Origin of the sequence: Chondromyces crocatus, from assembly GCF_001189295.1 — a bacterium.
Taxonomy (GTDB): Bacteria; Myxococcota_A; Polyangia; order Polyangiales; family Polyangiaceae; genus Chondromyces; species Chondromyces crocatus.
On record NZ_CP012159.1, the window covers coordinates 7,710,436 to 7,734,682 of the forward strand.

The 24,247-nt window shown below is 68.4% G+C and carries 17 protein-coding genes; 6 read left to right on the forward strand and 11 right to left on the reverse strand.

Annotation, left to right across the window (positions count from 1 at the left end; all coding sequences use genetic code 11):
• Positions 1-38 precede the first annotated feature (38 nt).
• Positions 39-2,636 carry an ATP-binding protein gene (locus tag CMC5_RS27625; RefSeq protein WP_050433213.1) on the forward strand — a complete coding sequence of 866 codons (2,598 nt, stop codon included), beginning with the start codon at positions 39-41 and terminating at the stop codon, positions 2,634-2,636.
• A gap of 25 nt (positions 2,637-2,661) precedes the next feature.
• On the opposite strand, the gene CMC5_RS27630 is transcribed toward CMC5_RS27625, so the two are convergent.
• The 5 genes from CMC5_RS27630 to CMC5_RS27650 form a co-directional block, all read right to left on the reverse strand.
• Complete coding sequence (locus tag CMC5_RS27630; protein ID WP_050433214.1) at positions 2,662-4,284, reverse strand: ABC transporter substrate-binding protein; 1,623 nt, start codon at positions 4,282-4,284, stop codon at positions 2,662-2,664.
• 14 nt (positions 4,285-4,298) lie between these two features.
• Positions 4,299-5,444, reverse strand: a complete 1,146-nt coding sequence (locus CMC5_RS27635; RefSeq protein ID WP_050433215.1) for an SO2930 family diheme c-type cytochrome — start codon at positions 5,442-5,444, stop codon at positions 4,299-4,301.
• Positions 5,422-6,735: a parallel beta-helix domain-containing protein gene (locus CMC5_RS27640; RefSeq protein WP_050433216.1), complete on the reverse strand. Its 1,314-nt coding sequence runs from the start codon at positions 6,733-6,735 to the stop codon at positions 5,422-5,424. Before CMC5_RS27640 ends, CMC5_RS27635 begins: the two co-directional genes overlap by 23 nt.
• Positions 6,736-6,852: 117 nt before the next feature.
• A complete protein-coding gene (locus CMC5_RS27645; protein ID WP_050433217.1) occupies positions 6,853-8,313 on the reverse strand; it encodes an MATE family efflux transporter in 1,461 nt (486 codons plus the stop codon).
• 94 nt (positions 8,314-8,407) lie between these two features.
• Positions 8,408-11,272: a serine/threonine-protein kinase gene (locus CMC5_RS27650; RefSeq protein WP_050433218.1), complete on the reverse strand. Its 2,865-nt coding sequence runs from the start codon at positions 11,270-11,272 to the stop codon at positions 8,408-8,410.
• A 129-nt stretch (positions 11,273-11,401) separates the two neighbouring features.
• Between CMC5_RS27650 and CMC5_RS27655 the strand changes: the two genes are divergently transcribed.
• Positions 11,402-11,905: a hypothetical protein gene (locus tag CMC5_RS27655; protein WP_050433219.1), complete on the forward strand. Its 504-nt coding sequence runs from the start codon at positions 11,402-11,404 to the stop codon at positions 11,903-11,905.
• A 350-nt stretch (positions 11,906-12,255) separates the two neighbouring features.
• The gene (locus tag CMC5_RS27660; protein ID WP_082362851.1) at positions 12,256-14,301 is read left to right on the forward strand and encodes a DsbA family protein; all 2,046 of its coding nucleotides are present in this window, start codon (positions 12,256-12,258) and stop codon (positions 14,299-14,301) included.
• Positions 14,302-14,499: 198 nt separating this feature from the next.
• Here the strand turns inward: CMC5_RS27660 and CMC5_RS27665 are convergent, their stop codons facing one another.
• A complete protein-coding gene (locus CMC5_RS27665; protein ID WP_050433220.1) occupies positions 14,500-17,253 on the reverse strand; it encodes a GspE/PulE/PilB domain-containing protein in 2,754 nt (917 codons plus the stop codon).
• A gap of 148 nt (positions 17,254-17,401) precedes the next feature.
• Entirely contained in the window at positions 17,402-18,205 is an 804-nt protein-coding gene (locus CMC5_RS27670) for a sensor histidine kinase (protein WP_050433221.1), read from the reverse strand.
• A 297-nt stretch (positions 18,206-18,502) separates the two neighbouring features.
• On the opposite strand from CMC5_RS27670, the gene CMC5_RS27675 reads away from it, so the two are divergent.
• The 3 genes from CMC5_RS27675 to CMC5_RS27685 all read left to right on the forward strand — a co-directional run bounded on the left by CMC5_RS27675 (position 18,503) and on the right by CMC5_RS27685 (position 20,705).
• Entirely contained in the window at positions 18,503-18,967 is a 465-nt protein-coding gene (locus tag CMC5_RS27675) for a response regulator (protein WP_082362853.1), read from the forward strand.
• A gap of 296 nt (positions 18,968-19,263) precedes the next feature.
• A complete protein-coding gene (locus tag CMC5_RS27680) occupies positions 19,264-19,710 on the forward strand; it encodes a response regulator (protein ID WP_050433222.1) in 447 nt (148 codons plus the stop codon).
• A 143-nt stretch (positions 19,711-19,853) separates the two neighbouring features.
• Positions 19,854-20,705 (forward strand): sensor histidine kinase, encoded by an 852-nt coding sequence (locus CMC5_RS27685; RefSeq protein WP_050433223.1) that lies wholly within the window; start codon positions 19,854-19,856, stop codon positions 20,703-20,705.
• Here CMC5_RS27685 and dapE read toward each other — a convergent pair.
• The 4 genes from dapE to ndk form a co-directional block, all read right to left on the reverse strand.
• Positions 20,702-21,799: a succinyl-diaminopimelate desuccinylase gene (gene dapE, locus CMC5_RS27690; RefSeq protein ID WP_245677779.1), complete on the reverse strand. Its 1,098-nt coding sequence runs from the start codon at positions 21,797-21,799 to the stop codon at positions 20,702-20,704. The genes CMC5_RS27685 and dapE overlap by 4 nt on opposite strands.
• A 23-nt stretch (positions 21,800-21,822) precedes the next feature.
• Positions 21,823-22,650 (reverse strand): 2,3,4,5-tetrahydropyridine-2,6-dicarboxylate N-succinyltransferase, encoded by an 828-nt coding sequence (locus CMC5_RS27695; protein WP_050433225.1) that lies wholly within the window; start codon positions 22,648-22,650, stop codon positions 21,823-21,825.
• A 133-nt stretch (positions 22,651-22,783) separates the two neighbouring features.
• Positions 22,784-23,686: a hypothetical protein gene (locus CMC5_RS27700; RefSeq protein ID WP_050433226.1), complete on the reverse strand. Its 903-nt coding sequence runs from the start codon at positions 23,684-23,686 to the stop codon at positions 22,784-22,786.
• The gene (gene ndk, locus CMC5_RS27705) at positions 23,686-24,126 is read right to left on the reverse strand and encodes a nucleoside-diphosphate kinase (RefSeq protein WP_050433227.1); all 441 of its coding nucleotides are present in this window, start codon (positions 24,124-24,126) and stop codon (positions 23,686-23,688) included. Before ndk ends, CMC5_RS27700 begins: the two co-directional genes overlap by 1 nt.
• Positions 24,127-24,247: the final 121 nt, after the last annotated feature.

Consider the following 24,247-nt stretch of genomic DNA (forward strand, 5'->3'; position numbering starts at 1 on the left):
TCTTCGACGGATCCATCATCATCGAGGGTGGAGGGGCGATGAGCGAAGACGAGGTGCTGCGACGGCAGCTCGAGGAGGCGCGACGGGAGGTGGCGCGGCTCCAGGACGAGCTCTCGCGGCTGCGCGAGGCGTCGTCATCACCCGGCTCCGAAGCGCCGACGGAGGGGGGGCCCGCGCTGCTCGGCGCCATGATGCAGACGAGCATCGCGGCGATCACCGTGCTCGACACGAAGGGGCGCCTCGTCTTCGCCAATGGTCGGGCCAAGGAGATCCTCGGCGCCACGCCGGAGGAGCTCCTGCACCGCACGTACGACTCGCCGTCATGGCGGTGCGGGACGCTCGACGGGAGCCCGTGGCGCGACGAGATGTCGCCCTTCGTCCAGGTGATGCGCAGCGGGAAGAGCGTGTTCGATGTGCGGCATGCCATCGAGCTGCCCGATGGTCGCCACAAGCTGCTCTCCATCAACGGGGCGCCGCTCTGTGACGCGCGAGGGGACGTCACGGGGGTGGTGTTCTCGATCAACGACATCACCCGCCGCGTGCGGATGGAGCAGGCGCTCCAGCACATCGTGCAGAGCACCGCGTCGACGGGGTATGCGTACATCGAGTCGCTCGTGCGCGCGCTCGCGGAGACGCTCGAGGTGCGGTGCGCGTACGTGGTCGAGCTGGTCGAGCCAGGGAGAGACCGTGTGCGCCATGTGGCGGCGTGGCTCGATGGGGCGCCAGCGAGCGGCTTCGACTTCCCGCTGGCCGGGCGCCCCTGCGCCGAGGTGGTGGAGCCCCGGCTCCGGTTCCACCGCAGCGGCGTCGCGGCGCTCTTTCCTCGAGACGAGCGGCTCACGGCCCTGTCCATGGAGAGCTACCTGGGGGTCCCGCTGCTCTCGTCATCCCAGCAGGTGCTGGGGGTGATGGCGCTGCTCGACAGCAAGCCCCTCGACGAGTCGCTGCGGCCAGAGACGATGCTCCAGCTCTTCGCCGACAAGGTCGCGGCCGAGATGGAGCGCAAGCGCGTCGAGGACGAGGTGCGCCGCAGCGATACGCGCTTGCGTGAGGCCGCGCGCGTCGCGAGCCTGGGGATCTGGGAGTGGGATCTCACCACGAACGTCGTGCAGTGGTCCGAGGAAATGTGCGCGATCCATGGGCTCTCGCCGTCGGCGCTCACGGGACAGGCGAACGACTACCTGGAGCGCATCCACCCCGAAGATCGCCCCGAGCAGCTCCGGCTGCTCCGGGAGCTGCTCGAAGCCGCGACGAGCGAAGCCCAGAGCGCGAGCTGGGGCGATGGGCAGGAGATCACGCCGGGGGGCACGGCGGAGTTCAGGGTCGTACGGCCCGACGGGGCCACGCGGACGGTGGCGGGACACGCGATGCTGACCCTCGGCCCGGATGGCAAGCCGCAGCGGCTGCTGGGGACGCTGCTCGACCTCACCGAGCAGAAGCAAGCCGAGGAGGAGCGGGCACAGCTCCGAGCGCAGCTCGTGCAGGCGCAGAAGATGGAGAGCATCGGGCGGCTCGCGGGAGGCGTGGCCCATGATTTCAACAACCTGCTCACGGCCATCCTCTGCTGCGCGGAACTCGGGCTGCAGCAAGGGCGCTGCGACGACCGCGCTCGGGAGTATTTCCAGCAGATCACCGAGGCGGCCGGTCGAGGGGCCCGGCTGACGGGGCAGCTGCTCGCGTTCGCACGGAAGCAGGTGCTGGAGCCGCGGGTGCTCGATCTCAACGAGCTGGTCGAGCACGCGATCGAGATGCTGCGCCGCTTGATCGGGGAGGACGTCGAGATCGTGTGGCTCCCGGCGCGGCGGGTCGGTCGGGTGAAGGGTGATCCGGGGCAGCTCGAGCAGATGCTGGTGAACCTCGTGGTCAACGCGCGGGACGCGATACCGAGCGGTGGCAAGGTGACCATCGAGACGGCCGACGTGACGCTCTCCGACGACTACGCGCGGCGTCGCGCCGAGGTCGATCCCGGCGACTACGTGATGCTGACGGTGACCGATACGGGGACGGGGATCGCCCCGGAGCTGCTCTCGATGATCTTCGAGCCGTTCTTCACCACGAAGGAGGCCGGCAAGGGGACAGGGCTTGGGCTGTCCACGTGCTACGGGATCGCGAAGCAGCACCGGGGGCACATCGCGGTCTACAGCGAGCCGGAGCGCGGGGCGTCGTTCCGTGTCTATCTCCCGCGGGTCGAGCAGACCATGACGGCGCCCGAGGCCCGCTCCGACGTCGCGCGTGAGGTGGCGGGGACCGAGACCGTCCTCGTCGTGGAGGACTACGGCCCCGTGCGGGTCATGGTGCGGTCACTGTTCGGAGACCTGGGCTACAACGTGCTGGTCGCGACCGACGGCGAGGAGGCGCTGCGGGTGGCGCGGGCGCACGCGGGGCAGATCCACATCCTGGTCACCGACGTGATCATGCCCCGGATGGGCGGGAAGGAGCTCGCCGCCACGCTGGTCGAGGAGCGCCCTGGCCTCCGCGTCCTCTACACGTCGGGGTACACCGAGAACGCGATCGTGCACCACGGCATGCTCAAGCCCGGCATCGCCTTCATCCCCAAGCCCTACCGGCCATCGGAGCTGGCAGAGCGGGTTCGCTCCCTGCTCGACGACCCGGGGGCTGTGCGGCGGGGCTCCTGAGCGACCCCTCTCGGCGCAGGCGGCGTCAGTCGCACACGGCGCCGATGGTGCCGGTGAGGCTGCCCGAGGTGGCGGAGAGGTACATGCCGGAAAAGACGTTGCTCTGGGCCACGCCGTTCGCATTGGCGGGCATGCACCAGATCTGGATGTCCGAGGGGGCCTCGCCCGTCTCGACGTTGAAGTCGAGGGGCCCGGAAGCACCGTTGAAATCGATGGATTCGCCGCGCCCGAGCAAGCTGAAGGTGGTGCTGAGCGAATCGACGCCAGCGTTCACCAGCTGGCCGGGTGGGACCATCTTTGCGAGGCCGCTCGCCAGCTCGTGGCCGGTGGGCTGGGCTGCGCCGCTGGCGACGGTGCTGTAGGCGAGGAGGTAGGCCGCGTCGTACGCGCCAGCCGCACCGAAGACGTCAGGGCTCGTGCCGTCCTGGAACTGGGTGTTGTACGCGCCACGGAAGACGTTGAAGCGCGGGTTGGTCGTCCCGGGGATCGTCCCGGTGATCCGTCGCCGGAGCTGGGCATCGTCCTTGACGACGGAGCTCCAGAGCTGGGGGATCACCCCGCCGTCCGACAGCACATAGCGTGGCCTGTAGGAGACGCTCTGCCATCCGGCCTCGATCGGCGCCATCACATCGAGGACGCTCTCGCGCGTGCCGAAGGCGAAGATGATGTGCGGCTCCATGTCGAGCATGGCCTGGATGGCCGCCGCATACTTCGGCGGGTTCTGGGCAGCGTTGTCGGGATCGCCATAGTCGAAGCGCTGGTAGAAGCCGTTGTTCGAGACAGCGAGCGCGGGAGCGTCGTTGAGCTGGAGAGCAATCTCCACGGCCCTTCCCAGCCCGCTCCCGTAGGCGTCTCCCTTGTGCACGATGGCGAACCGCAGTTTGTCGCCCGCCTGCATCGAGAGCTGCTGGCGCACCGAGTCCTGGATGGTCTGCGCATAGAGGGTGAGCGCTTCGGCCTGGTAGATGTCGGAGGGGGCCGTGCGCCAGACGAGGCCGTCGTCGGCCAGATCGGTGATGGCCACGCTCGTGGACGAGGGCGAGATCACCAGTGTCCCTCCCGGGATGGTGGCCTCGGTGGCCATCTTGATGGTGATGCCGCTGAAGGCAGCCCCGACGATCGCAGGGACCCCGAGCGAGACGAGGTGCTTGGCAGCGGTGACGGCCGTATCGGCGTCGCTGTCGTCGTTGCATCCCACGAAGGCGAGAGGGCGACGCGCCGACTTCCCGGGGGCGGGCGGGAGACCATTGGCCGTCTGCCCGATCTCCCTCAGCGCGAGCCGCACGGCGTTGGTGATCAGTCGCCCCTTCTCCGCGGCCTCTCCCTCCGTCGGCACCACGACGCCGAACAGGATGGCGTCCTCTTTTGCGTAGTCTCCCTCGACGACCGTGCACTCAGGAGAGCGCATGTCGATGCACACGCCGTCCGCCACCTTGCAGGCGTGGTAGGGACCGAGCTGCTCCACGCACTGCTGGTGGGTGGAGCAGGCCGGCTCGGAGCACACTTTCTCGGCCGAGCACACCGTGCCAGGAAAGCTCGAGCAGTCTGAATCGGTCGAGCACTGCTCCGCGCTGCGATCGATGATGAACGTGCAGGAAGGCAGCGAAAGCCCGAGGGCGAGCGCGATGATCCTGCTTCCGAGCTTCATGGCACGTGTTCCCTTCATGGCATCACTCCGCACCCTGGCGGATCCATGGCCGCTATCCACGCGCTGGTCAGCGCGATGCCCGCCTGATCGGGCATGCGGTTGGTCAGCTCGGGCATCTTGATCTCCGGATTCGTGGAGCTCATCCGGAATATCATGATGCTGTTCTCGGGGTGACCTGGCTCGATGTCGTACGTGTGCCCCCCGGTCCCCGCCCCCGCCGCGACGGAGATCTTGCAGATGCCGTTCTGGAGGGGTGTACGCTCCCACTCCAGAAGTACCAGCCCGCTGGGACCTCCAGCGCCACCAGGTCGGTGGCAATGGGAGCAGTTGGCGTGCAGGTACGCTCGGGCACGATCGTCGAGGGGCTCATTCCCCTTCGGGTCGGCGAAGGCAGGGAGGGACGCGGGGGGCGGGAGGTCCCCGGCGAAGAGCCCCTGCTCGGCGAAGAACTCGAGCTGGTTCCGCGTCCCCTCTGGCGTGCCCACGTCGTGGTTGAGCTGTGGCGTGATCAGGCCGAGTAGCACGACATTCTCGTCGCGTTGGTGGCAGCTCTTGCACTGGTTGGTGTTGGGGACGACATACTGGGTCTGACCCGCGACGCCCTGCTCGTCGACGTACGCGATGTCGACGCGGCCCCCCGCGACGTGTCGCTTCGCTTCGGTCTGCTCGTCATTCCAGAGGTAGGTGTGGGGAACCCAGCCGTCCTCGCCCAGGATGAGCAGGCGGGTCTCGACGATGCGGGCAGGCCCCTCGGGCGCGCGCTGGTCCAGCGAGAAGAAGAAGGTCTTGATGATGATCGTTCCCAGGGGGAACTCCCAGTCTTCAACCTCTCTCAGCTCGATGCGCTCGCCCTCGGGCAGGACGATGAACCGCCCCTTCTCGGCGTGATCGGCCCACAGGGGCGAGAGCACGTCGTAAGGGACGACGCCCGCCCTGGGCTGCAGCTCCGCCATGTTCCCTTCGAAGAAGCCATACTCCGAGAGGGTGTCGTAGGGGATCTCTCCCGTGGGCTCAGGCTCGGTCTCGGTGGTGGTCGTGGTGGTCGTGGTGGTCGTGGTGCCCGACGTCGACGGTCCACTCTCCTCGCCACCGCAGGTCATCGAGGCGAGCGCGAGCCCAAGGGCGAGCGTGATGCGCTCAGTCGATCGGGAGAGGCTCATAGGTGCACGCCACCTCGTCGAGATCCGTGCTCGAAACGGGGAAGTCGTTGCAGTAGTTGAAGTTCAGGTAGCTCGACGTCTCGCTCGAGACGCAGTTGGTGAGGTGCCCGTCGTCGACCGCTGCCGCATCGATGCACCCGTCCCAGAGGACGTTCGGGATGGGCCTGGTGACCGTCACCGAGGCGATGAGCGGCGCAGGGTCCTGACCATTGTCGGTATAGGTATTGTCGTGCACGTAGTTCCCCTGGGGGAACTTGTCGTACTGGGGATCGTTCGGCATCCCGAAGAGGATGTTGAGGTAGCTGACCACCAGCACGGCGGCGGAGCGGTTGCCGCTCAGGGTGTTGCCATGGATCTCGTTGTCGTCCGACGCGAGGATCATGATGCCGATGCCAGGCGGGACCTTGGCCACGGTGGTCCCTGGAACGCCGAAGTTGTCGAGGTTGTTGTTCTCGACGCGGTTCTCGAAGACGTTCACGCGCTTGCCGTCGAGCACCGGCAGCCCGGGGAGGTTGAACACGAGGATGCCGGCGGTGTTGTCGTGCGCGTAGTTGTTTCGAACGAGCGCGTCCGTCGAGTTCTCGATCTCGATGCCGGCGACGTTGCCGAAGGCCTCGGAGTCGACGACGCGGATCCGCTCGGACTGGCCGACGTAGATGCCAGCGTCACGCGCCCCCTTCACCACGCAGTTCTCGATGACGACGTCGGTCGAGCTGACGGGATAGAGGCCATACGCGCCGTTCTCCACGGCCGCATCGGCGTCCCACCGCACGGCGACGTTACGGAACGTGATCCCGGCGACACCGTTCGCGCGAATGCCGTCGCCTGGCGGGTTGATGACGGCGAGAGACTCGACGGTCACCTGATTGGACTGGATCAAGACGCCATTGGCGCCCACGTCCTGCTCCGTGAAATCGAGGACGGTCTCGTCGCGCCCTGCCCCCTTCAGCGTGACTCCCTGAACCGAGAGGCTCAGCTCATTGGTGAACGCGAACTTCCCGGCGCTGAAGCAGACGGTGCTGTCGACCTCCGCCATGATCAGCGCGGTCTGGACGGCGGCCTCGTCATCCACGCCTGCGCGAAGCAAGACGTCACACCCCGGCGGGAGAGCCGACTCGCCACCTTCGCCCCCCGAGCCGCCCGTGCCTCCAGCGCCACCGCTGCTGGTGTCACCGCCCGAGCCCCCCGCCCCATCGTCGCCGCAAGCTGCACCGATGACGCCGAGCGACGCGAGGAGAAGGGCCGCGCCCGCGGCCCGAGTACACCCGTAAAACAGCCTTCTCGTTTGCATCCAGACAAGCTACCGGACGTCTCGGCAGACTGTCCATCGCGAGCACCCGCGCCGCGCGGCTCGACGTCCCAGGTCGGCGCCGCCCTCGCAGGACGAGCGGCGCGTCCGTCGGCTCGACTAGGTGGACGCCGGGTCCAGGCGGATGTTCTTCCAGTCTCCCGAGCGGAATTTCCAGGCCATGATCGCCGCGAGCAGAACGACATAGAGCACGGCGGCCGCCCAGATGCCAATGAGGCCGAAGCCCAGGGTGATCCCGAAAAGCCAGGCCAGAGGGACGAGGCAGGCGAAATGGAGAACCAGCTCCACCACCATCACGAAGACGGTGTTCCCGGCCCCGAAGAGCGCCTGGGTGAGGATCATCGCGACGGCGACGATGGGGGTGCAGACGCCCATGACCTGCATCGGGCGGAGCGCGGCCTGCTGCACGAGCTCGCTGCCGCTGACCACCGAGAGGATCTGCTGCGCGAAGACGGCCTCGAGCAGACCGACGACGCCGAAGATGACCAGACCGAGGCGCGCGCTGGTCCAGCCGAAGCGGGCCGCCTTCTCCGGATCGTTCTCGCCGAGTGACTGCGCCACCAGGGTCGCCGTCGAGGTACCGAAGGCGAGGCAGGCGGTGAAGGTGAGCTTGAGGACGCCGACGATCACGGTGGTCGCCGCGCTGTAGACGGGCTCGGAGCGGCCTCCAGGGCACAGCGGTGACACCGCCCCGGCGGGGGCAATGCTGTCGAGCTGGCTGGCGATCGCATAGAAGAGCGCGAACCCCGTCATGATGGCGATGGTGGCGACGCCGCTAGGAATGGAGAGCTTGAGGATCGACCAGGTGAGGGAGCGATTCCGCCTGGACCACTGGAACGGTCGGTAGAGCTTCCGGTACTCGGGCAAGAGGGCGTAGGCGACCATGATCGCCAGACCCACGTAGGTGGAGACGACCCCCGCGATGCCAGCCCCGGCAATGCCGAGCTTCGGGATGCCGAGCGAGGGGTTGCCGAAGATGAGCAGCAGGCACAGCGCGATGTTGAGGGTGTTCATCACGACGGCCGACACCAGGTGGATGTGGGTCTTGCCGATACCGTCGAAGAACGCCTTCAGCGCGAAGGTCGCTGCCATGGAAGTGACCCCGAGCAACCGCCACTGCAGGTACTCGTGCGCCGCCTGGCGGGCCCCCTCCACCTTGATGATGGCCCCCAGCAAGAACGGCATCAGGAGATAGCCGAGCGCCGAGAAAGCGACGCCCGCCACCGTGGCGAAGAGCAGCGCGTTGAGCAGGACGGCGCCCGCGTCCTCGAAGCGCTTCTCGGCGTACCTGCGGCCAGAGAATGCCTGGGTGCCCACCGAGATCGCGCTCAGCGAGCCACCGAAGAGCCAGAGGATGATCAGCGACGGGAGGAGCGCTGCCTGCGCATTGGAAGATTCGGGGCAGGGCAGGCGCGCAAAGAAGACGATGTCGACCTCGTTGACGACGCTCTGGGTGAGCATCGCGGCGACGGTCGGCAGCGCCAGCCGCAGGATCGCGCGCCTGGGTGGGCCAGCGGTGACTGCGTTGGATCCCGGCGCAGGAAGGGTGATCTGGGCCATCTGAGCCGGGCGGTATACAACGTGGCGGCAAGATGGTCCACGCGGGGGTGGGCGCCGCTCGGGCGCTGCATCGCCCCCTCGTCGTGCAGTGCGCTCAGTCGGCCTTGGCCCGGCGGGACTTCCGCTTGCGACGGCGCTTGGCTTCCTCCTGCGAGGCCCCGTCGTCGGCGTCGGTCGCGCGCTCGGGAGCGACTTTCTTCACCATGTCCTCGGTGGGGTCCGCGGACGCTCGGAGCGCAGCGGTCTGCTGGGGCTCTCGCTTGGTCGTCGCCTCCGTGGCGGAGGGCGCTTCCTCGGGGGCGCTCCCCTTGTCGCTCCGGTCGGCGCTTGCCTTCTTCGATGTCGCCGCCTTCGATGTGGCTGCCGTGGCCGCACCAGCATCCGCGCTCCGCGACGCGGGCTGAGCATTGCGCTCGGCCCTGGAGGCTCCCCTCGGTCGGCTCTTCGGCGCAGGAGGAGGCGTCGGCGGTCCCTGCAGGGCGACCGCCGCCGGGTGCGCTTCGACGAGATCGACCGAGGGTGTCGCGCGCTCAGCCAGCGCGGCGGGAGAGCTGGGCCCCTCCCCCGATGGTGTCTTCGCCTCGGCGGTAACAGGCGTCCCGGCCTGCGTCTCGACGGAGGCGGTCTCGCTCACGGTCGCGCGCTCCGCTTCCTGCGCCGATCCGGTGTCGTGAGGGAAGACCACGGCGGGCTGCGCGCGCCAGGGGAGGAAGGAAGCCGCGCGGGCGCCGAGGTCCACGACGTTGCTGCCTTTGCCCGAGAAGGCGAGCGCCGCGAGCGCCACCGCAGCGGTGAGCACCAGCGATCCCGCCACACGCCGCCGCGTGCGCTGACGCGCGGGCGTGGCGAGCGCGGCTTCCAGGGCCGAGCGCATCTCCGCGGCGCTCGAGAACCTCACGCTGGGGTGCCGCGCCAGCGCACGCATCACCAGCTCATCGACGTGCCTCGGGATCTGGCGCTCGGGAGCGACCTCCCGCACACGCTCCGGGCTCCCTCGGGTCTTCGCCTCCAGGAGCGCGACCGTGCTCGAGGCGACGAACGGCAGCTTCCCGGTGATCATCTCGAAGAGCATGCAGCCGAGCGCATAGAGGTCGGCGCGGCCATCGACACGGCCCGTCGAGGCCTGCTCCGGGGCCATGTACTCGGGCGTCCCGACGACGGCGACCGCGGAGCGAACCGGGGTGAGGCCGGGCTCGGCGGCGTCGTCAGGGCCGGTGGCGAGTCCGAAATCCAGGAGCTTCACGCGGAGTCCCCCGAGCGTGGCCGCGGCGCCCTGGCCCGACACCGCGGAGGCGCCACCCTCGATCGCCCGCAGGAGGAAGACATTGCCAGGCTTGAGATCACGGTGCACGACCCCTTCGGCGTGGACGCGCTCGAGGGTCGAGAGGACGGGGAGCGCCATCGCGAAGGCTTCGCGCCAGTCCATCACGCGCTCACGCGAGAGCCTGGTCTCCAGCGACTCTCCTTCGCAGAGGTCCATACCGCAGAAAAGCCGTCCGTCCGTCGCGACGCCGAAGTCGTGGACCTTGACGAGGCCATCGTGGGCGAGCGCGGAGAGGACCCTCGCTTCACGTCGGAAGCGGGCGGCGATCTCCTGAGAGCCCGCGTGCTCCGCGAGCATCACTTTGAGGGCCAGGCGACGCCCGAGATCCACGTGCTCCGCCTCGTACACGACGCTGAAGGCCCCCCGTCCGACCTCGCGCAGGAGCTGGTAACGCGTCCCGGGCAACGACCCGGGCGCCTCGAACGCCTCTGCGCCCGCGCGGTGCCCGCCGGCAGCACGCTCTCGTCCCTTCATCGGCTCTCGAGGCACCTCCTCCGCCTCCGCGGAGGCCTGCGATGTCTCGGGCGCGACCGGCGGTCGACCCCCCGATTCGACAGGGCGATGACGCCCCAGCCCACGGGCGCGCGCATCGGCAAGATGCTCGGAGAACTCGCGCCGAGCGCGCCCGGGCTCACCAGGGAAGAGAGCGTGCATGAAGTGCGCGGCACGCGCCCGGATCCCTCGCTCTCCACTCGGCAGGGGCTCGGCGACGGCCAGCAGGGCGGCGAGATCACGGGCGGCCTCTCGGCTGGAGCCGTAACGCTCTTCGCGCTGGAAGGAAGTCAGCCGCGCGATGAGGCCATCGAGCTCCACGGGCGCGCCCGTCGACGCGCTGATCGGCGGTGGACTGGTCCGATTCTGGGCGACCGCGGCCAGGTGCGCCTGGGCATCCCCTTGAAGGAAACGCCGCCCTGCGCAGAGTTCCCACAGGATGATGCCCAGCGCATAGAGGTCGACGCGAGCGTCACCAGGGTCGCCGTTGGCGACCTCGGGGGCGACGTAGCCCGGCTTGGCGAAGACCACTCCCGCCACGGTGTGGCAGCGGCGGTTCTGTCCGCGCGCCGTCCCGAAGTCGATGATCTTCACGTCGCCCGCGAAGCCGACCATCACGTTCTGCGGCGACAGGTCGCGGTGCACGATGGCCAGCGCGCGACCTGCGGCGTCCTTGCGCTCGTGAACGTGAGCGAGCCCCTCGGCGATCAGCGTCGCGATCGCCACAGCTTCGGACCACCCGATCTGATGTCCGACCTGAGCCGCCCGGGCGCGTACGTCACCGAGGCTCCTCCCCTCGACGTGCTCCACGACGACGAAGGGCTCTCCGCTCTCCTCGTCGATGTCGGCTTCCAAGATCTGAGCAACGCCCGAGTGCTGGAGTTGAGCCTGGACGCGTGCTTCGTCGAGGAATCGAGCGATGAAGCTCGGATCTGCCGCATGCTCACGGCGGATCACCTTCACGACCACCGGCCGCTCAGCGCCTTCGAATCCGGCCGTGGAGGCCAGGAAGACCTCTCCCATGCCTCCCCTCGCCAGGCGTCGCAGGAGGAGATACCGGCCAAAACGGCGCGGCAGCTCCTCGCTGTTGAAGGGGCGTTGAGGCGCGTTCGAGCTGGTCGCAATCGGCTGGGCGGTCGCCATTGAGGCTACCTGTAAAGATGTAGGACAACGTGGGCCAAGTTCAGGGCGCACGTCACCTGGGAGCTGGGAAGCATCCCTCCTACCTGTGTTGCTCCCTTCGCAGCCCTGGGTTAGAAAGGGTCAGCACTCATGGTGAGGTATCCCGTAAAGCGCCTCTTCGCCTTGCTGGCGTTCGCGCTTGGGCTCTGCCTTCCGCTCCGTGCATCGGCGGCGATTCTCCAGGCGTGTGAACACGACGCGGAGACCCGTGTCGTCGCCCAGGAAGCGGTCCACAGCTCCGCGTGTGACGGCGTGTCGACCCATGGGGACGACGCCGGCGCGCTGAACGCGGCGCCGCTCTGCGATCCAGAGGGCGCTTCCGTGGTGGCCCCACCGCGCATCTACCCGATCGCGGACGCTCGCATCGATGCCGCGTCGGCTTGCGGAGATACGGACACCCTCCCCACGATCGGACTCCGCTCCAGCGACCCTGCCCCGCTCGGGGAGCTCGCGGCGGCGCCTGCGTGGGCCGTACTCGTCCCTGATTTGACACTCCCCCTCCCGACCATCGAGGGGCTCGCCGTCGCCTCGACGCCGGTCGCCACCGAGCCCAGGCCGGGGTTCGGTCCCGGCATCTATCATCCCCCCCGTTGATACCGGGCTCGTTCAGGCGTCCAGAGAAGCGCCTGACCGGGTCCTGAGGTTGGTCTGCGGACGTCCCCCCGTCGGAGCCACGGCTTCGATGCAACGAGGTGGCCGTCCGTGAGCCTACCTCCTGCTGCAACGGGCTGGATCTGACGCGCAACGCTGGCCGTGGGCCACATGCCAGCTCCACGAGTGAGAGCTGGTGGCGGCGATGCATGAAGCACCGCCGTGGCTACCGACTGCGGAACGAGCGCCAGATCGAGGAGTGAAACGAAGACTTACCCCGCGACGGCACGCCGCTCCGGGGCAGCAGAGGTCCGGACTGGTCCGGGCATTCTGCATGGAGAGGAACGAGAATCATGAACAAAGGTACAGCCATCGTCGGCTTCCTTCTCTGCTTCATCGCAGGGATGGGGCTGATGTACAGCGTCGACCGGAGCGCTGGCCGCACGGCCAGCATCACGGCCGAGGCTTACGCGGACGGCGAGCCGTGGAGCGACGACGAGGGCTTCCCGGCCGTCTCGTCGAAGGACCCCATGTGGGGTTCGCGGACGGCGCCCGTGACCATGGTCGTCTTCAGCGACTTCGAGTGCCCCTTCTGCGCTCGCGTCGAGACGACGATCACCCAGCTCAAGGAGAAGTACGGCGCCGACAAGCTCCGTATCCTCTGGAAGAGCAACCCGCTGCCGTTCCACAAGAACGCACGCCCGGCGTCGGTCGCCGCAGAGACGGTGTTCCGGCTCGGTGGGTCGAAGGCGTTCTGGAAGTTCCACGGTCGCGCCTTCGAGAACTTCAAGGGTGGTCTGACCCCCGAGAACTTCGAGGCGTGGGCCGCCGAGGCTGGCGTGGATCGCGCCAAGTTCAAGGCTGCCTACGACAAGCAGGAGTTCGCCTCGAAGATCGATGCGGACATGGCCATCGGCAAGACGGCCGGCGTGACCGGGACCCCTGCCGCCTTCATCAACGGCGTGTTCCTCAGCGGCGCGCAGCCGATCGACAAGTTCAGCGCCGTCATCGACGAGCAGCTCAAGGCGGCGCAGACCGCGGCCGCCTCCGGCACCAAGCCCGACAAGGTCTACGTCAAGGTCTCGCAGGAGAACAAGGCGAAGGCGCCGCCCCCCAAGGAGCGGCAGCAGAAGCCCGAGCAGGACGACACGACCGTCTGGAAGGTGCCCGTCGGTGACTCGCCCGCGAAGGGTCCCGAGACGGCGCTCGTCACCATCGTGGAGTGGTCCGACTTCCAGTGCCCGTTCTGCGGCAAGGTCGTCCCCACCCTCGACGAGATCATCAAGACCTACGGCGACAAGGTCCGCTTCGTATGGAAGGACAACCCCCTTCCCTTCCATCAGCGCGCAGAGCCCGCCGCCGAGCTGGCCCGCGAGGCACGCGCTCAGAAGGGCGACAAGGGCTTCTGGGCCGCCTACGACCTGCTCTGGAAGAACAACCAGAAGCTCAGCGACGAGGACCTCCTCGGCTACGCCAAGGAGCTCGGGCTCGACGTCGACAAGGTGAAGGTCGCCATCGCCGAGAAGAAGTACGGCGCCAGCATCCAGGCCGATCAGGATCTCGCCGATGACCTGCAGGCCTCCGGCACGCCTCACTTCTTCATCAACGGCCGCCGCCTCGTCGGCGCGCAGCCGCTCGAGAAGTTCAAGGCGCTCATCGACGAGGAGATGAAGAAGTCCGAAGCGCTCCTCGCCAAGGGCGTCTCGCCGAAGGACCTCTACAACCAGATCATCAAGGACGGGAAGACGCCGCCGCCGCCCGAGCGCAAGGAAGTGGCTGCACCGGGGCCGAGCAACGCCTGGAAGGGCGGCGACAAGGCCAAGGTCGTGATGCAGGTCTTCTCCGACTTCGAGTGCCCCTTCTGCAAGCGGGTCGAGGACACGGTCACGCAGGTCGAGAAGACCTACGGCGACAAGATCAAGATCGTGTGGCGTCACCGCCCGCTGCCGATGCACAAGAACGCGCCGCTCGCCTCCGAGGCGGCTCAGGAGGCGTTCGCTCAGAAGGGCAACGCGGGCTTCTGGGCCTACCATGGCCTCCTCTTCAAGAACGCCGGCGCAGGCCCGGACGTCCTGGCGCGCCCTGCCCTCGAGAAGTACGCGGAAGAGGCAGGTCTCGACCTCGCCAAGTTCAAGGCGGCGCTCGACGGCAACACGCAGAAGGCCGTCGTCGACGCCGACAATGCGGTCGCCGAGAAGGCTGGCATCAGCGGGACGCCGGCGTTCGTGATCAACGGCTACTTCATCAGCGGCGCGCAGCCGTTCTCGAAGTTCAAGAAGATCATCGACACGGCGCTGCGTGAAGCTGGCGACGCTCCCCCCAAGGGTGGCGCGGTCAAGCTCGAGGCCCCCAAGAAGCCTCTCGCTCCCAAGCCCTCCCAGGGCGACGGCGCCTACTGACCTCCCCCAGGGCGCCCGACACCCGCGTTCCACGCAGGAGGGTCGGGCGCCCTCCGCTCTTCACGACACGACGCTCCGGGCACCTCGCGCTGCTCCAATGCACGGGGCAGGGCCGGCGCCCCGACCGAGAGCACGAGCCCACCGCATCCAGCGCACGAGCCCACCGCATCCAGCGCACGAGCCGGAGCGGTCAGCGCGCTACATCCGGAAGCCTTGCGCGCGCTCGTCGTGCGGGATCACCTTGAGCGCCCTCGCTGCAGCTTCCGCCAGGAAAGCGTGGGAGTTGCTCAGCATGACCTGGAGCGCAGGGACGAGCTCGCGCGCGCGGATCGCTGCCGCCGTCTCGATGGCCATCAGCTTCCGCGGGAGGGACTCGTCCATGTCGAGGAGGATGTACTCGAGCCCTTGGAGAATGGGGGCGCCAGGTGCGGCGGCCCGGCGGGCACCGTTGGCCGTGGGTGGCATCCACGAGGAGCCAGGGGTGTTCGAGGCCCCCCCGTCATGGACCAGGGCCGCGGCAGCGCGACGCGCGACGCGTCGGATCGCGGCGTCTTCGTCGAACAGTCGGGGCAGCAAGGCATTCGCAGCTTCGGGATAGCGCAGCTCTCCGAGCACGTGTGTGGCCCAGAACCGTATGTCCGGGTCCGGAGACGTCGCGCACGCCGTCATGATGGGCAAGGAAGGGCGCCGAAGGGCGACGACGAGCGTCAGCAGCGGGCCACACTCCGACGCCGGCGGCAGCCTGCTCAGCTCTTCTTGAGCACGCGCTCCGGCCAGCAGCTCACGGATGCGATGATCCACGCGGAGCGGACCCGGGAACCGCCTGGAGACCTCCTCCGCGGCCGCCTCGCCATCGCGGACCAGCTCGGCAAAGGCGCGCGGAGCGTCATCGCCATCCTCGATGACGGCTTGCACCAGCGCCGCACGATCATGCCCCGGGACGTCGTTCCAGGACGCCGCGCCGGGTGAGGTCCCCTCGCCTCCGGCCGACAGGCGCGGCATGGGGAGCTCCAGGGTGGGGGCTGTCGCGAACTCGGCTTGCCGATGGCCTTGCCCCCCTCTTCCCGTCTCCCGCTCCATCCCACGCCGCAGCCCACCCGCCAGAGAGGCCAACGAGAGCGGTTCCTGATCCTCGACGCCAGTCCCCCTCAGACCGAAAGCCCTGGCGACATCGTCGATGGGACGGGGCACGTCGGACGACGTGCTGTAGGCGGCGGTTTCCTCGGGAGCGCGGACATCGGGCGTGACACGCTCCTCGTGTCCTGCCCCGGTCTGCACGGCACGCGCGTCGCCCAGCGGCTCACCGACGGCATCCCTCCAGCCGCGCAGCTCCTGCATCAACACGGAGCGGGTGCGCTCCGAAAGAGGACCTCGCGCGGCTTCGCTCGCGCTGTCTCCCTGGGTCTGCCCTCGCTCTCCCTCACCCGGCGCTCCGGTGTCGCCCGCGCCTCGCGGAGACACCGTGGGCGCCGCTGCCGGAGGGGGCCCCTGCCGCGTCTTTTTCTTCCGGAGGATCAGCTGCTCCAGCACCTGGCTCGTGAGCGCAGCCAGCGCGATCAGATCGCCGATGGTGGTCATCTGGACTGGCGAGGATCCCTCGTCGCCATAGACGAACGCGACCACTCTCCCACGAACCGACACGGGAACGATGGCAGCGGCCGCCATCTCCGATCGACCCAGCGCCCTCACGAAATGCGCGTCTGCGGCAGTGCGCGCCAGAGAGGCGATCTGAGGCACCCCTCTGCGCCGCAGCTCTCCCAGCTCTCCCGGGGCATCGAGGCCGATGCGCAGCGCCGCGACGTCGTCGTTCGACGTACCGGGGCCAGCTGCGAAGCGGCCCTGCGCCACCTCACCTTGCACCGCGAAGAGCGCCGTGTAGACGAAGAACTGCTGCGCGAAGTCGAACAGCACGTCGAGCACGGCTTCCGTGGTCTCGACTTCCGCCAGCTCCTTCTCCGCCATCACGACGGTGAACGGACCACCGCGTCGCCCCTGCTGCGCGAGCGGCTGGAGCTCCGGTCCCGGGACCGGCTCGGATGCTCTCGCACCGGTCGGCGCAGGCGGAGCATCCTGCCCGGAGGGCGAAACCTCCTGCCCCGAGAGCGCTCGCTGGGCCCAGCCGCCGAGAACATGCGCGCCTGGCACCGGAGGCGTGCCGACCGGCAGATGCAGATCCCCCCCTCCCCCGAAGGCGTCGCCGTGGCCTTTCGCCTCGAGCAGCTCCGAAGCCGGATCGTACTCGGGGACGGGCGTCGGCAGCGCCGACGGGACGGGTGTGGGGAGGAGATGAGCGAGCGACGGTGACGGCGACGAGGGGACCAGGGTGGATGCGGTGTGCTGGTCCGTTTCCCAGGAGAGCGCCTCCTCTGGAAGAGGTGCCGCACCAGGAACAGGCACGCCCTCGCCCTGCTGCCAGGCGACGACGGACAGGCCTCTCAGCGTGGACCGAGGAGGGGGGATCCCCTCGTCGGGTCGCGGCTCCTGCGCAGCGGCTTGCAAGGCCTTCATCCTGGCTTCTGCGCGCTCATCCAGCCGGGCAGCCAGCTTCGCCAGGCGGTCCTCGATCAGGGTCCCGTAGTGCGTGGCCTGGGCTTGCCGGATCCGAACCAGGGGCGCAGCGACGAACTGCAATGCCGCAGCGAGGGCGAAGCCGAGATCCTCTTCGACCGCCGTGGGGAGGGGCTCGGAGGTGGCGATCACCAGCGTGTCTTGCTCACCCCGCCGGATCGCCAGCGGAAAGATCCGATGTCTCTCCGCCAGATCGGAGGGCAATGCGCGGAGCACCTCCGGCGATTCGGGGGCGAGCTTCCCGGCCGCAGGCAGCATCCCCACACTTTCGGCGAAGAGCGCCGTCAGATCCGATTCCGAGGCGGCGTCACCTTCGAGAAGCGCTGTGGCGAGATCACCACCGTGCAGCACTTGCCGTGCGATCGCAGACTCGACCGCACGCATCGATGCAACTCCGCGTTGCACCAAGAGAGAACTGAGCGTCAACATCCGCATGCGCTCACGGCAGAGAAGAGCAGAACTCGCCCTAGACGGTACCGGAGGGTGGGTGGACTCGTCGAGACTCTTCGCCGCTCCAGCAGGGCGAACACGTTCAGAGAGAGCCTCCCCGGTCCTTCACAGAAGGGTCCTGGCTCTCTTTCACACCCAGCGGCTGAGGCGCCGACCCGAGCACACACGTGAAGCGCAGCCCCATCGTGTCCCCCTCCCCGGCAGCGGCGACCGTCAGGCTCCCGCGATGGGCGCTCAGGATCCCCCGGGCGATGCCGAGTCCCAGACCGAGTCGCTCGCGACGCCGCGGAGGAAGCGCTCCCGCCCCTGTGCTCGACGTCTGCAACACCACCGCCGACCGCTCCACGAACGGCTCGAACATCCGGTGCAGTGTCTCCGGTGAGACAGCCCCGGCCTCGTCGGAGATGGTCACCGTCGGACGCCGATCATCGCCCCAGGCCAGCCGCATCCGTACGGTCCGACCACGCGATCGCACGAGCGCGAGCCCCGCGACGTACTCCAGGGCGACCTGCAGGAGATCGAGATCCGCCGCAAGGGTCACCTCGCCTTCCCGCAGCTCGTTGTCGACGATCAAGCGCGCCTCACGCGCCGCCGCCACCTCGTAGAGCTCCGCAGCCGTCTTCTGGACGAGCACGACGGGATCACAAGGCTCCACGACCATCTGCCGGTTCGGATCTTCGTAGAGCCACACCGCGTGGTTCAGCTCATCAAGAAGTCGCTTGAGACGATCGCCTGCTCCCCGGACGCGGTCCAGCATGTCACGGTGAGAAGGCTCGATGCTCTTGCCGTACCGGAGGAGGAAGTCGACCCCGGCAAGCATCGTGGCGAGTTCCCCCCGCAGGTCGTGCCCCACCCGGGCGAAGAACTCATCATCCAGGATGTTCATGAGGTTCCTCTCAATGGATAGTCTCCGTGCCTTCGTCCGGGCAGGCGCGCGTCAGCCGCAAATCGTGTCAGGGCGAGCCCCAGTCACTCCGAACTCACGACGGAAACCCGTCCCCTGCTGCCGACTGCGACGGCCGTCACCATTGCAAGGAGACGACCTGGTCGCAAACTTCCCAGGGGCTGCGCGTCGGTCACCAGGTGTCATCTCGGGGTACGTCCATCCTTCGTCGAGAATCACTGCGAGCACGGCTGGTGGTCTCGGCAGGGTCGCCACACACTGAACCATGAACAGGGAATCATGGCCACAGCGAAGCAGAACGTGATCTCTCCGGCGGCGCGCGACGGCACCTACAGTGAGGGGCCGGAGGAGAGGCCCTGGCGCGTGCTCATCGTGGATGATGATCCCGATTTTCTCGCCATCGCAGAGGCCTACCTGGCTCACTACGGCTTCGCCGTGGAGCGCGCATCAGGAGGTCTTCGGGGCGTGTTCCTGGCAACCCAGGTCGTGCCTGACGTGATCCTGTGTGACCTGCGCATGCCCGGGATCGATGGCTTCGTCGTCGCCGACGCGCTCCGCGCGGACCCTGCCACACAGAATACGGCCATCTTCGCCTGTACGGGCCGCCGCGATCTGGAAGCCCGCGCCGCGCTGCATTCCTCGTCGTTCGATGGCGTGCTCGTGAAGCCTGTGGACTGGGATGCAGCAGCCCGGCTCCTCGAAGAAGCGATCCTGCAGCGCGGAGTGCCACGCCGGCTCCCATAGAAGGGCCTTCGCCATAGAAGGGCCCGAAGGCCTTCGCCACAGGAGGACCTTCGCCATCGAAGAAGCCCCCGGGTCAGGCTCGGCCCGAAGCCCATCCGGTAAGTGGTGGACGTCTGCTCGCCCTGAATCCTGCGGCGCAGACCGGAGGACTCGGGTATACAGACGAATGATCGCCATTGCTCCCCCCAAGGCTGCAGCCAGAGCAGGTCGAGTCATTCCCAACCGACCGAGGTTCCGGAGCAGGGCGCAAGCCTGATTGCAGCCGTAAAGCATCCGATCCGGGATAGAGAGAACGCATGGACCCGACAGGCAACCACGACACCGCGCCGCTCGTGTTGGTGGTCGACGACTTCCAGGACAACCGCGAGATGTTCGCCGAGTATCTCGCCTTCTCGGGCTTCCGTGTGGCGGAGGCCGCCACCGGGCGAGAGGCGCTGGACAAGGCCTTCGAGCTCCTCCCCGACCTCATCCTGATGGACCTCTCCCTGCCCGAGATCGACGGCTGGAAGGCGACCCGCTTTCTGAAGAACGACCCTCGGACCAAGGCCATCCCCATCGTGGCGCTGACGGGCCACGCGCTGGCGGGCCATTCGCGTGAAGCCAGGGACGCGGGCTGCGACGCATTCCTCACCAAGCCGTGCCTGCCGGACACGCTGGTGGCGGAGATCCGACGTGTACTCGCAACACGCAGCTCTGGTGACAGCACCTCCAGCAAAGGCGCTCCGGATCCTTCGGAGCACTGATCGACGGCGTCGACCCGCCCGCCTTACGCCCTCAGCGCGCGTGCTGACTGGAGATGCCGGGGACGGCGGGCACGGGACTCCGGCGGCGCCTGACTTCCACGCTGGCTCTCCCTCTGGCTAACTCTTCTCCGAGGTCGAGCAAGATGGCGCGGGTCACACGCAAAAAAATCACCACCAAGCGAGACAAGCCGAGCGTCACCTCGTCGACGACGCTCGAGAACGAATGCGAACGCCTCGAGCAGCTCTGTCACGCGCTCGAACAGCGTGCCGAGACGATGGAGCAGGCGCATCGCCAGACGATATCCACCGTCTCTCACGATCTGTGCAATGCGCTGAGCGTCATCGTGATGAGCGCCAGGCTCATGCTCCGCACCGTGGGTCCCGAGGCCGCCGGTCGAAAGCAGCTCGACGCCATCCTGCGGGCGGCGGACGAGATCGAGCAGCTCGCGCGTGATCTCGTCGACGCGAACCATGTCGAGGCCGGCACGCTCCGCGTGGATCATCAGCCGCTGGAGATCGTGCCTCTCGTCAAACAGGCGCTGGACATGGCGGCCCCTTCCGCGGCTGCCAAGCCCGTCACCCTCTCCAGCGAGGTCACGCCGGAGCTCACGGCCGTTGCGGCGGACCGAGAGCGGCTGCTCCAGGTCCTCGTCACCTTGATCACCAACGCCGTACGATTCACCCCGCGCGGCGGCCACATCACACTGCGCGCGGAAGCCGCCGGGCCGGCCGGGGGAGGAGGGGTCCGGTTCTCGATCGCGGATACCGGACCAGGGATCCCCGCCGAGCAACGGGATCGCCTCTTCACGCGCTTCGCTCAGAGCCGCCGGCCACCTTGTCAGGTCGTCGGACTCGGCCCTTACGTGGTGAAGGGCATCGTCGAGGCGCACGGTGGCGCCATCTGGGTCGACAGCGAGGTCGGCGTCGGTACCACGGTACGCTTCACCATGCCCCCCGCAGGGACCCTCCGCGAAGCGGCGAGCGCCGCCCTCTAGCCGCCCAGGGAAGCCGCCGTCGCTTTCCCCATCGCTGCGATCCAGCGACGCAGGATGCCATCCCCCTCCACCAGCCGGGCGATGGACGTCCATTCGTTTCGCTGATGCGCCTGGGCATTCACGCCCGGACCGAAGTTCACGGCAGGCACGCCCAGCTCGGCGAAGCGGGCCACGTCGGTCCATGCTTGCTTGGGCTCGACGCCGTTCACCCCTGCAGCGCGAAGCTGCATCACGAGCGGGTGGGAAGCATGCGGCAACGCGGACGGGCTGAGATCCAGCCACGCGACCTCGGCGCGATCGCCCACCAGCCCTTCGATCTCGCGCTGCGCCTCCTCGATCGAGGTCCCCGGCGCGAAGCGGTGGTTCAGGTTCAGCGTGAGCTCATCCGGGATGATGTTCCGCCCTCGGCCGCCCTCGATCAGGGTGGCTGAGGTCACCGTCCGGTACAGGAGCCCATCATGGACGACATCGCGGGGCTCCAGCGCATCGAGCTCCACCAGCAGGCGCCCTGCTTTGTGGATGGCGTTCTCTCCCTGCCAGGGCCGCCCGCTGTGCGCGGTTCTCCCGCGGAACGTCACGGTCGCGTGCAGCGAGCCCACCGCCCCGAGGCTCAGTCGATTGTCGCTCGGCTCCAGGCACACCGCGAGATCGACCTGCCCGAGCCCGGGCTCACGCTCCAGCACGAGCCCGAGCTCGTTGTCGCGAAACGGTCCCTCCTCGCGCGCATAGAACACCAGCGTCAGATCCAGCCCATCGAGTCCCTCCGGCGCGTGCTCGACGAGGTCCAGCATCAGCGCCAGGCCTGACTTCATGTCACTCGCGCCCGGACCGTAGAGGCGATCCCCCTCGATGCGGGGCGGTCCATCATGCGCGGTCCTCACCACGTCGAGGTGCCCAGCCAGCGCAACCTTGGGCCCCCCCGTCCCCCGCGTCACCTGCACCACCAGCGAGTCGCCATGACGTCGAGGCGGTTCAGGAAGCCGCGCCCGACGCAGCCGCTCGACGAGCGCGTCGCAGAGCGCCTTCTCTTCCCCAGTCGGCGAAGGGATCTCGCAGAGCCAGAGGAGGGTTGCCGCGAGCCGGTCCGCTCGCACGGGGTCACCTTCGACGGGCGTCGTCATACCGCGACCCCGAAGTCACGAAGCGCCGAGTTCAAGGAGACCTTCCGGTCCGTCGCCGCCGTCCTGTGACCGATGATCAACGCACAGGGCACGCCGAACGTCCCCGCGGGGAACGTCTTCGGGCGCGTCCCCGGGATCACCACGCTGCGGGGAGGCACGCGACCGCGGTACTCGACCACCTCGGGCCCGCTCACATCGAGGATGGCCGTGGAAGACGTCAGCACCACGCCCGCCCCGAGCACGGCCTCTTCGCCCACCACGACCCCCTCCACCACGATCACCCGGGATCCGATGAAGGCCCCATCTTCGACGATCACGGGCTGCGCCGACGGCGGCTCGAGCACGCCTCCGATCCCCACGCCGCCCGACAGGTGGCAATCGCGGCCGATCTGCGCGCAGCTCCCGACGGTCGCCCAGGTATCGACCATCGTCCCGGCGCCCACCCGCGCACCGATGTTCACGTAGCCGGGCATCACGATGGCGCCCGCCTCCAGAAACGCGCCATACCGCACCGTTCCCGGGGGCACCACGCGCACCCCCGCGGCGTCCAGACCTCGCTTCAGCGGGATCTTGTCGTGGAACTCGAAGGGCCCTGCCTCCATCACCTCCATCTTGCGCAGGGCGAAATAGAGGAGAATCGCCTCTTTCAACCACGCATGGGTCACCCACGCTCCGCCTGGTTCGGCGCGCTCGGCGACCCGGAGCACCCCGCGATCGAGTGCGTCCACCGCGCTCAGGACGGCCTCTTCATGAGCCGACGAGCGCAGCAACGCGCGGTCCCTGTAAGCAGCCTCGACGAGCCCCCTCAGCGCATCCACATCCATCACCGACGGGCCTTACCACGTTCCGCCGAAGGCGCCGACTTCGTGAGACGAGCGCATGGCGAGCGTCGCGCCCTCCCGCGTCCAGGCTCCCGACGGCATCGTCCGTCGCTCCGTCGCTCCGTCGCTCCGTCGCTCAGAGGATGAGGGTGCTGGAACTCGCGCCAGCCTCCGGCAAGCGCAGCTCCATTCCCGCACGTCGCGCCGTCACCAGGGCCACTGCGCGGGCACGCTCGCTGCTCTCCCTCAGGGGCACCATCAGGGCCACCCTCGTCCCCCCTTCATCGCCTCCCCGCGCCGCTCGAAGGCGCACGACCGCTCGCCCGTCGGCCCGACGTCCAGCTTCGAGCAACAGACAGGTCACCCCCGACTCTGCCAGCGCGGCCACGACGAGTTCCAGCAGCGGCCCGATCACCCGGGGATCGGCCTCCACGCTGTCACAGTCTTCGCCGAGCGCGACCAGCAGCCGGATGGCGGGTTGCGCCTGCAAGAGACCACTGCCCCGCTCTCTCAGCAGATCGCCCAGGTTGAGCGAGGTGGGTCGAAGCTCGATGGATGCGACCAGCAGATCGAGGAAGAGAAGGGCGCTCGAGAGTTCGCGCGACGTCCGTCTCACATGGGCTTCCATGGCGAGCCGCTGCCGAGCGTCGATGGTCCGCTCGGGAGGAGTGGCCCTCCCTCGGCCGCCAGGACGGCTCTCTTCGGGAGGAGTGGCCCTCCCGCGGCTGCCAGGACGGCTCTCTTCCAGCCCACGCCCCAGCTCCGACTCCAGCCGCGCTACCTCTGCTTCTGCTGGCGTGATCACCGCCCGTGCAGCAGCCACACTCTCCGAGTCGGCAGCCATCGTCACGGCCAGCGCCTCCGCCAGCGCGTCGAGGGCGCCGCGGAGCGTGGCGCAGCCCTCCTGCACCTCGGGTAGTGCCCGCAGGATACCCCGCGGTCCTACCCGACGTGAGCCGAGCAACTGGACGAAGCTCTCGATGGCAGCAGCGCCGTCGCGAACCGCGCCGCGCGCGGCTGCGAGGCGCTCATCGAGCATCAGGAGGCCGAGGAAGCCGTCGGAGACACCTCGTAACCGGCGAAGAAGTAGGAAATCTCTCGCGCCGCGGTCGAGGTCTTGTCGGAGCCGTGCGCGGCGTTCTCGCCGACGCTCGCCCCGTAGAGCTTGCGGATCGTTCCCTCCGCCGCCTTCGCCGGATCGGTCGCGCCGATGACCTCACGGTACCGGGCCACCGCGTCTTCACGCTCCAGCGCCATCACGATGATGGGGCTGCGCGACATGAAGGCGACCAGCTCATCGAAGAACCCGCGCCCCCGGTGCTCCTCGTAGAAGCCCTCGGCCTCCTTGCGGGACAGGTGAACGCGCTTCAGCGCCTTGACGGTGAAGCCCTCGGCCTCCAGCCGGGCGATGATCGCCCCGGCGTGGTTCTTCTCGACGGCGTCGGGCTTGATGATGGAAAGGGTTCGCTCCAGGGCCATGATGGGGCGGGCTTATGCGAAAGTTCGCGTCCTTGCAAGAAGTTCCCATCCGGCCGGGCCTGCCCAGGCCCCGTGCCCGCTTCGCGCTGGGCGGTCTCCCCCTCCCTCGGGGGGCGCCATG